At 72.4% G+C, this 9,461-nt stretch carries 6 protein-coding genes and 2 pseudogenes; 3 read left to right on the top strand and 5 right to left on the bottom strand.

The features are described from left to right. Window positions 1-74: 74 nt before the first annotated feature. The 3 genes and pseudogenes from RV983_RS34430 to RV983_RS34420 all read left to right on the top strand — a co-directional run. Window positions 75-524: pseudogene (locus tag RV983_RS34430) on the top strand (transposase family protein); the annotation flags it as partial. A 558-nt stretch (window positions 525-1,082) separates the two neighbouring features. Continuing rightward, on the top strand, window positions 1,083-1,673 hold the full coding sequence (locus RV983_RS34425) for a DUF1062 domain-containing protein (protein WP_475989631.1): 591 nt from the start codon (window positions 1,083-1,085) through the stop codon (window positions 1,671-1,673). Then, window positions 1,673-2,232: pseudogene (locus tag RV983_RS34420) on the top strand (dihydrofolate reductase family protein); the annotation flags it as partial. The gene RV983_RS34425 and the pseudogene RV983_RS34420, both read left to right, overlap by 1 nt. A 50-nt stretch (window positions 2,233-2,282) precedes the next feature. Here RV983_RS34420 and RV983_RS34415 read toward each other — a convergent pair. The 5 genes from RV983_RS34415 to RV983_RS34395 all read right to left on the bottom strand — a co-directional run bounded on the left by RV983_RS34415 (window position 2,283) and on the right by RV983_RS34395 (window position 9,294). Further along, complete coding sequence (locus RV983_RS34415; protein WP_475989630.1) at window positions 2,283-3,356, bottom strand: iron-siderophore ABC transporter substrate-binding protein; 1,074 nt, start codon at window positions 3,354-3,356, stop codon at window positions 2,283-2,285. A gap of 59 nt (window positions 3,357-3,415) precedes the next feature. Further along, a complete protein-coding gene (locus RV983_RS34410) occupies window positions 3,416-5,203 on the bottom strand; it encodes an ABC transporter ATP-binding protein (protein WP_475989629.1) in 1,788 nt (595 codons plus the stop codon). Next, window positions 5,200-6,882, bottom strand: a complete 1,683-nt coding sequence (locus RV983_RS34405) for an ABC transporter ATP-binding protein (RefSeq protein ID WP_475989628.1) — start codon at window positions 6,880-6,882, stop codon at window positions 5,200-5,202. Before RV983_RS34405 ends, RV983_RS34410 begins: the two co-directional genes overlap by 4 nt. A 140-nt stretch (window positions 6,883-7,022) precedes the next feature. After that, the gene (locus RV983_RS34400) at window positions 7,023-8,087 is read right to left on the bottom strand and encodes a lipoate--protein ligase family protein (protein ID WP_475989627.1); all 1,065 of its coding nucleotides are present in this window, start codon (window positions 8,085-8,087) and stop codon (window positions 7,023-7,025) included. Between the two features lie 124 nt (window positions 8,088-8,211). Then, window positions 8,212-9,294, bottom strand: coding sequence for a helix-turn-helix transcriptional regulator (locus RV983_RS34395; RefSeq protein ID WP_475989626.1), 1,083 nt, complete (start codon window positions 9,292-9,294; stop codon window positions 8,212-8,214). Window positions 9,295-9,461 lie beyond the last annotated feature (167 nt).

Below are 9,461 nucleotides of genomic sequence, written 5' to 3'. Positions count from 1 at the left end.
GGGGGCCGGCCCGCACTGCGCGGGCCGGCCCCTCCGAGGGAACGCGGTCCCGGCCCTCTCTGGCAGGAGTTCGCGAGAACGGCAACGACCTGTGGTTCAGCCAGAAACACAAGGCGTTCGGCGGGAACGTACAGTTCCTGTCCGCCCCGGACGGCACCCCGCTATGGGTCTCCGATGTTGAGCCCGGCTCCACTCCCGACATCACCGCAGCACGCATCCACGCCCTTCCCGCTCTGTACAAAGCCACGGCCGACGGCCTGCCCACCCTGGCCGACAAGGGCTACATCGGCGCCGGCATCGGCATCCACGTCCCCGTCCGACGCCCCAAAGGCCGCTCCGAACGGGCGCTGCACGCAGACACACAAACCACAAACAGCCTCATCAGAGGCATCCGTGCGCTCGGCGAACGCGCCCCCGCCGAACTCAAGCAGCGCTGGCGCACCCTCCAGCACATCACCCTCAGCCCCAGCAGGATCGGCGACATCGCCCGCGCCGCCCTCGTCCTCAACGGAAACTGGAAATGATCACCGTTGAGAAAACGTCACTGTGAGATGTCGGGGAAGGCGGTGACCATGGGCCGGGAACCTCGTACCGCCAGCCCTCGACCAGCCGTCGCTACCAGACGGCACGGGACGAGAACCTGCCGGTCTCCTGGAAGTCGCCGAGTCCGCGGAACCCCACGACAGACTGCGCGTGGCAGTGTCGTGCCACATCGGACGGTCAGCCACGGTCGGCATCGGTTCGTCGCGGGCGAGCCGCGCGGCTGAGCCGAGGACCCGCCAAAGCTGCCGTGACCTGCGTATCCCGGGCGCACGGATTCCCGCCCCGCCCGCCGCAACCGCGCTGACGCTGCATCAAGTGCGTGTACCCCCAGGTCGGATGGCCGCCAGTGAGGCGCGCGAAAACCAGTGGAACGGCGCCGCCGTGTGCCATTACCGTGCTGGCGGACCGAGTCACCGAGGCAAGGACGTCCCGTTGTACACCGTGTGAGACCTCCCGAGCGCTGTTTTGTCGCGCGTCGCGCTCGCTGCGCGCCGCGCTGCTTCTTGCTGCGGACTTCTCACTGAAACCGGTGTACTTCTGTGCTCCACACCTGGGTGGTCATGCCCACCTGCCTGCCTCTTGTTCTCCGCCGTTGCCACACGTGCGCGTCCGAGCGCTTCCGGGCAAACGGCAAATTCCGCGTCAACGCGAACCACAAGGTCATCGACGCCTGGCTGCTCGTGCTGTGTACCTCTTGCGGGGACACCGCGAAGCTCACGGTCCTGGAACGCATGAATGTGCGCTCCGTGCGGCCCGAGCTGCTGGACCGGCTCCACGGCAACGACCTCGCCCTGGCAGCCGAGTTGCTCCAGGATCCGGTCCTGCGGCACCGCAATCGCATCGCACTCGACTGGGACGACGCCTGGCGCCTCGACACCGGCGGATCGGATCATCAGGACCGCGAGGTGATCGACGTCGCGGTCCGATTCGCGGCGCGGATCCCCGTCCGGCCGGCGCGGCTGGTCGCCGAAGGCTGCGGCCTGTCGCGGGCCGAGGTCGGAAGACTGATCGCGGAGGGGAATCTCGTCTCGGCGGTCCGGCTGAACGGCAAGCTCTCCGGCGACTTCACCTTCACCCTCAAGCGCCCCGGCGGCCGAACTGCGGGTCCCGTTCCCGAGGAGGACTGCTGATGCGCAGCGTGACCTGTTCCATGGGCGCCTCACGCGACGGCTGCATCCTCGGGCCGGACGGCGGCTTCGACCGGACGGCGCCCGACGAGGAGGTCTTCCGCTTCGTCACCGACGAGATCCGCGGGGTCGGCTTCCACCTGCTGAGACGTCGGCTGTACGTGACGATGCTGTACGGGGAGACCATCGACCGGGATCCCTCGCTCGGGGACTCGATGCTCGAGCAGGCCGCACTCCGGAAGGCGCTCCCGAACGTGGTGTTCTCCACCCGCCGGTGGCGGAGCGGGGCCGTGCCCGCCTGGCCCCCGGCGGTCCGGTGGAGGAGATCGAACGGTTGCGTGCCGAGCCGGGGGACGGCGACTTGGCGATCCGCGGCGCGACGCTCGCCACCGAAGTGGCGGCGTCGGGTCTGATCGGCGAGTACCGGGCCGGGGTCGACCCGGTGCTGGTCGGCGGTGGCGTTCCGTTCCTCCCCCGGCACGAGCACCGGGTCGACCCCGAGCCCGTCGGGACCCGTACCTTCGGCCCGGGGGTCGCGTACCTGCGCCACCGCGTGGCGCGCTGGCCGTCGTCAGGCGGTGTGCGCCTTCGCGCACACCGCCTGACGGGCACTCAGGAGCTGGGCTGCTCCACCTTCGTGGCCGGGTCGCCGTCCACCGCGGCCGCTAGCTGCGGGACGAGGCGGTCGAGGACGTAGGGGATGCTGAGCACGGTGGAGAGGGACACCGCGTTGCCGTAGTCGCCGCTCTCCTTGACGAAGACCTCGCGGCCCTCCTTCACGACCTTCAGGTCGGCGTACAGCTTGTCCTGGTGCAGCTTGGTGACGGCCGCGGTGGTGTCGGGCACGATCCACACGGCGACGCCCTGGTCGAGGAGGTCGGTGCGCTCCTTGCTGATGTTGGCACCGAACTGGTCGCCGATCACCTTGTCCAGGTCGGCGGGGAGCTTCAGGCCGAGGTCGGCCAGCAGACGGGAGCGGGCGTCCTGGCTGCCGTAGACGAAGGTGCCCTCGTACGGGGTGGCCATCACCGCGGTGGCCTTGGCGAAGGCCGGGTTGGCCGTCTTGGCCGCGGTGAACTTCGCCTCGATGCCCTCGACGAGCTTCTTGGCCTCGTCGGGCTTGCCGAGGGCCGTGCCGATGGTCTCGGTCTGCCGCTGCCACGGAATGCCGTAGTCGTTGTACTCCTTGGGCTGGGCCACGACCGGCGCGAACTTCGACAGCGTGTCGTACTGGGCCTTGGTCAGCCCGGAGTACAGCGCGAGAATCAGGTCGGGCTTCAGGGCGGCGATCTTCTCGACCTGCGGCCCGGTGCCGGTGTCCTTCAGAACCGTCGGCGCGGCGGCGGAGCCGAGCTTGTCCTGCGCCCAGGGGCCGACGGCGCCCTTGTAGCCACCGATCCACTCGGTGGTGCCGACGGGAACGGTGCCGAGCGCGAGGACGGCGTCCTGGTCGGTGAGGCCCACGGTGACCACGCGCTCGGGCTCGGCCTTGATCGTGGTGCTGCCGTACTTGTGGGCGATGGTGACGGGGAACGCGGTGCTCGCCGACGCCTTGGTGGAACCGGAGCCCGGCTTGGACGCGTCGGCGGGGGAATCGGAGGAGCCGCAGGCGGCTACCGCGCCGACAAGTATCAGTACGGAGGCGAGCAGTCCGGCGACCCGGGTGGCTCTGGTGGCGCGGGGCATCGAGTGATCCTTCTGTTCGTGTCGGTGGGGGACGGGTGTGTTCTGAGGGGGGCAGCCGGCTACGGCCGGGCGTCGCTGCGGTTCTCGGCCCACGCCCGCCACAGGGCGGCGTACGGCCCCCCGGCGGACAGCAGTTCGTCATGGGTGCCGCTCTCGGCGATGCGGCCCTCCTCCATCACCACGACCCGGTCGGCCGAGGCGGCCTGGCTGAGCCGGTGGGCGACGACCAAGGCGGTGCGGCCTTCCAGGGCGCGTTCTGCGCCCTCCTCCAGGCGCCCGGCGCCGGCGCTGCCGGCCTCCGCGGTGGCCTCGTCGAGGACGGCGACCGGCGGGTCGGCCAGCACCAGGCGGGCGAGGGCGAGTTGCTGCGCGCGGTCCGCGGTCAGCCGGTGACCGCCCTCGCCGACGACCGTGCCGAGGCCTTCGGGCAGCGCCTCGGCCCAGCCGAGCGCGCCGACCCGTTGCAGGGCCTCCCGCAGTTCCTCGTCGCCGGCGTCCGGCCGTGCCAGGCGCAGGTCCTCGGTGAGGGGGCCGGAGAAGACGTGCACCTCCTGCGTGACCAGGGCCACCGTGCGCCCGGTCTCGGCGGGTTCCCTACCGCCGACGTCGACCCGGCCGGACGACGGCCGGTGGATGCCGACGACGATCTTGGCGAGCGTGGTCTTGCCCGCGCCGCTGGCACCGACGAGGGCGACCTTCTCTTTGGGGTGCAGCACGAGGTCCACGTCGCTCAGCACCGGCCGGCCCGGGACGTAGGCGTGGCCGACGCCGTCCACCGTGACGGTGGGGACGATGGGAACGCCTGCGGTGTCCGCGGGCAGTCCTCGCTCGGCGACCGGGGGCACCGGCTCGTCGACGACGCCGACCAGCCGGGCGAGGCCCGCGGTGGCCGACTGGGCGTCGTCCAGGAGTACCAGGGCGGTGTTCACCGGGCCGAAGAGGCTGTGGAAGTACAGGGCCGCCGCCGTCGCCGTGCCGATCGACACGGAACCGCCGCGCACCAGCAGGAATCCGGTGACCAGCACGGCGGCGAGTCCGGTGTACTCGGCCACGTGCAACCGGCTGTAGAAGCGCAGCACGAGTTGCACCCCGCGCAGCGTCAGGTCGACGGCCGCGTTGGAGCGTTCCGTGACACGCGCGGTGTGGGCGGCCTCGGCCCGGTAGGCGCGGACCGTGGCCGCGCCGCCGATCGTGTCGAGCAACTGCTGCTGCTGGGCGCCGGTGGCGATGCGCTCCGTGGCGTACAGCGGGCCGGCGTTGCGGACGTACCAGCGCGCCGTGTACGCCTGTACGGGCGCCGCCAGCAGCGCCGCCGGCAGGAACCGCCAGTCCAGTACGGCCAGCGCCGCCAGGGTCAGCACGATCGCCAGTCCTGAGCGGACCAGTTCGGGCAGCGCCGTGCGGACGGCGTCGGCGACCCGTGACACATCGCGCGTGACGCGGGCGTTGAGGTCGCCGGAGCCGGCCCGCTCCAGCCGGTCCAGCGGCAGCGACAGCGCCCGTTCGACGAAGCGTTCCCGCAGCTCGGCCAGTACGGTCTCGCCGAGCCGCGACACCAGCGACATCCCGAGGGCGGTGGCCACGCCCTGCGCAACGGCGACCACCACCAGCAGGACCACGGGCACTGTCAGAGCGCCCGCCGGGCTCCGGTCCGTCACCAGGTCGATGATGTGGCCCAGCAGGGGTTGCGTCAGCAGTCCCACCGCCGTGGCCGCCACCATCACCGCGGCGCCGCCCGCGGCCAGTGCCCGGTGCGGACGCAGCAGTTCGCGCACCGCGGCCCGGGTCCTGGCGGGCGTCGCCGTGGGCAGAAGTTCGCGTCCCGGGGTGTGCGATGCCGACGTCATGCCAGGACCGCCGTCCGGTAGGTCGCGTCGTCGTGCACGAGGTCTCGGTGCGCGCCGTCGGCGGTCACCCGGCCCCCGTCCAGGAGCACGACGCGGTCGGTGACGGACAGCAGCGCCGGGCTGTTGGTGACCAGCAGCGTCGTGCGGCCGCGGCGGTGCTCGCGCAGCCCGGCGGCGATGCGGGCCTCGGTGACCGCGTCGACGGCCGTGGTGGGGTCGTGGACGACGAGCACCGGCCGCTCCGCGGCGAGGGCGCGGGCGAGGACGACGCGCTGGCGCTGTCCGCCGGAGAGCGAGCGGCCGCCCTCGGTGATCTCGGTCGCGGTGCCCAGCGGGAGGGCCCGGGCCACTTCGTCGGCACGGGCGGCGGCCATCGCGCGGTCGCTCTGCCCGGTGCCGCCCAGGTTGTCGTCGAGGGTGCCCTCGAAGAGGTCGGCGTCGTGCGCCGCGACGAGGACCGCGGTGCGCAGAAGGGCCGGGTCGAGGTCCGGCAGGGGCACGCCGTCCAGTTCCACGACGCCGGTCCCGGGGTCCGCGGTGCGGCCGAGGCAGTCGAGCAGCGCTTGGGCGGCAGCGGGGTCGGTGGCGGCGACGCCGAGCAGTTCGCCGGGACGGACGTCGAGGTCCGCCTCGCGGAGCGCGCCGAGGCTGACGCCGCGCAGGCGCAGTCCGCCGCGCACGGGGTCCGGCAGGGCGGCCCTGCCGGCCGGCACACCGGGCTCGGCGGCGAGCACGGCCGCGATGCGCGCCGCGGAGGCCCGGCCCTGGGCGAACTCGGCGTTGACCCAGGCGAACACCTCCAGCGGCCCGAGGAGGAAGAGCGCCAGCCCGACGGCGGAGACGAGCTGACCGAGAGTGATGTCGCCGGAGATGGCGAGCCGTCCGCCGATCAGCGCGACCACCGCGATGAAGACGCCGGTGAGGGTGAGCACCACCCCGTTCTGCCACGCCTCCGCGCGTGTCGCGCGTACTGTCGCGCCCAGCGACGCACGGCTGGTGCGCCGGTACCGTTCGACCGCGGCGGCCTGGGCCCCGATCCCCTTGAGCACCCGCAGTCCCGCGACCATGTCGGCGGCGACCCCGGAGGCGTGCGCTGCCTGTTCCTGTTCGGCTTCGCTGCGCCGCTCCAGGGGCTTGCCGAGCAGGTGCCCGAGCCATAGCAGCAGCGGTGTGCCGAGGAGCACGACCAGGCCGAGCGGGACGGAGATGCGCAGCAGCGCCACGGCGCTCACGAGGAGTCCGGTGAGCGCGGAAATGCCGGTCATCACCGCCATGTTGACGGCGCCGACCCGCTTGGCGTCCTCGGTCGCGATGTTCGCGAGTTCACCGGGCAGCCGGCCCTGCTCGGCACCGCCGCCGGGGTCGAGGACCCGCCGTACGAGGGCGATCCGGAGCTCGTGCGCGGCCTGTTCGGCGGCGCGCTCCCCGGCGCGGGCGCCGAAGCGGAAACTGAAGGAGAGCCCGACGTACACCACGGCCAGCACCGCGAGCCAGAGCAGCAACGCCCCGCCGTCGCCCCCGGCGACGGCCCGGTCGATGACGAGGCCGATCAGGACGGGTACCAGTGCCTCCCCGAACTGGTGCCCGGCCCCGAGCACGGCGCCGGTGGCGACGTCCCGTCCGCGGCTCCTGACGGTCCGCAGCAGGACGTCACGCCCCGGTGGCACCTTCGATCCCACTGCGTGTACCCCTCCGGAAACCCGGCCGGTCCCCGACCGGCCACCCACCCAACAATTTAGGTAAGGCTAGTCTAACTAAGAGGGCTCAGGTCAAGCGTGAGAGACGCCTCCCCCGCGGATCCGGGAGGGACGCGGGGCTGCTACGGCACGCGCGCGGTCCACTCAGGCGTACCGAACTTCGTCGCGGCGAGCCCCTCGGCGCGGGCGAGTTCCTCCGCGGTGACCTGACCGGCGGTGAGACCGTAGCGGGCGCGGAAGGAGTCGACCATGCGGTCGATGACGGTCTCGCGGGCCAGGCCGGTCTGCCGGCGCAGCGGGTCGACGCGCTTCTTCGCGCTGCCGATGCCCTTGTCGGAGAGCTTCTCGCGGCCGATGCGCAGTACTTCGAGCATCTTGTCCGCGTCGATGTCGTAGGACATCGTCACGTGGTGCAGCACCGCGCCGGCGCCGCCCTCGGGTCCCACCACACGCTTCTGCGCGGCGCCGGCGATCTTCCCGGCGTCCGTGGCGATGTCGTTCAGCGGCTGGTACCACGCCTTGATGCCCATGTCGCCGAGCGCCTCCAGCACCCAGTCGTCCAGGTAGGCGTAGGAGTCGGCGAAGGACAGTCCCGACACCAGTGACGCGGGCACCGACAGGGAGTACGTGATGGTGTTGCCGGGCTCCACGAACATGGCGCCGCCGCCCGAGATGCGCCTCACCACGGTGATGCCGTGCCGCTCCGCGCCCTCGGGGTCGACCTCGTTGCGCAGCGACTGGAAGCTGCCGATGATGACCGCCGGGGCTCCCCACTCCCAGACGCGCAGGGTCGGCGGACGCCTGCCGGCGGCGACCTCGGCGGTGATGACCTCGTCCAGCGCCATGTGGAGCTCCGGCGACTGCGGGGCCTCGCGGATCAGCTGCCAGTCGTAGTCGGTCCAGTCCGTCGCCTGCGCGACCGCCCGGCGTACCGCGACGGCGATGCCCTCGGCCGTAAGGCCGTACATCACGGTGCCCTCGGGAAGCGCGGCCTCGACGCGCGCGGCGAGCCCGGCGGCGTCGGTGCTCACGGGCGTCCCCTCCAGAGCCCGGTCGATCGCGAGGATCGCCTCGTCCGGCTCCAGGAAGAAGTCCCCCGCGACCCGGACGTCCCTCAGGACTCCGTCCCGCTCTTCGAGGTCGACCACCACCAGCTTGCCACCGGGCACTTTGTACTCGCCGTGCATGACATTCCGCCTTGATCATCCGTAGTCCGCTCTCACGGTACCGCCAAGGCGGACCGCCCCCCTCCTGACCGGAAACGCTTCCGGCGCCGGACGGATTCCTGCCCCGCCGGAGGCCGCCGGGGCCTCAGGACCGCGTGGCAGGTGCCACGCCGGGGCCCGCCCCCGCGCCCGGCGGGCCCGGGGGCCGGTCCAGCCAGCCGCGCTCCGCGGCCAGCAGGGCGATCTGGAAGCGGGTCCGCGCACCGAGAGCGGTACCGGCCTCGCTCACGTGCTTCTGGACGGTGCGGCGGCTGACGCCGAGCACCCGCGCGATGGCGTCGTCCTTCATTCCGGTGGCCATGAGGTGCAGGATCTCGCGGGTGCGCTCGTCGATGTCCGCCTCACGCGCCTGGCGCGGGACCGGCCAGTCCTGGCGGCTCTCCAACGACATGGGCACGGCCCGCTCCCACAGGCGCTCGAACAGCGCGACGAGCACGGCGACCATGGCCGGGGCGTGGATCACCAGCGATCCGGCCGAGGGGTGGTCGCTGTCGACCGGCAGCAGGGCGGTGGTGCGGTCGAAGACCACGAGTTTGACGGGGAGGCCGGAGCTGAGCCGGAGTTCGCCACCGCCCGCCGTGCCCCGCAGCGCGGTCTCCAGGGACATCTCGTCGGTGAAGCCCTCGGTGTCGTAGACGGATCTCATCCGCACCCCGTCGTGGACGGCGGCCTCCCCCGCGGCCCGTTCGCGGCCTTCCCCGTAGGCGGTCTCCGTACCGGTCACATAGGGCGGCTTCGCCAGGTGCAGCACCTCGCGGCGGCTGGCCTTGAGGAGATGGGCGTAGCGTGCGGCGACCTCCTCTGCGCGCTCCAGGACCTCGACGAGGTGCGGTGCGTGCGGGCCCGAGACGGATCGGTAGACCTCGTGGAGCTGCTCCATGTACAGCTCCGCCTGAGCGAGTTCGCTGCGCCTGCGGGCGAGCAGCGACCCCAGGGACGAACGCGGCGGGCCGGCCCGCCAGCGCGTCGGGCGGCCGGCGACGCGGATGGCCAGCAGCTCGTCCTCCAGCGTCCGCAGGGCGCGTTCGGCGTCCTCGGCCGGTACGCCGGTGGCCTCCGCCACCGCGTCGGCGCCGGCCGCGGGGTGGCCCACCAGGAACTCCAGGACGCGGCCGCTGAGCGGGTCCAGGCCGGTCCCGGTCCACGGGCCGCCTGAGGTGACATCCATCTGGCCTGCCCATCTGCTGATCGGGAAACGCAGGTTGATCGTACGCCCCGCCCTTGTCCACTGATCGTCCGCACGTCGCCCGCCCGTCGCCTGCGGTTCGCCACGGCGCGCATCTGCGCAACTGCACGAACCCGCGCCCGCGGAAGCTTGTCCGCGCTGACGGGCCA

It is taken from the genome of Streptomyces sp. RLA123 (genome assembly GCF_056270165.1).
The sequence above is the reverse complement of the archived record's forward strand: the minus strand, read 5'-3'. Positions and strand labels throughout refer to the sequence as shown.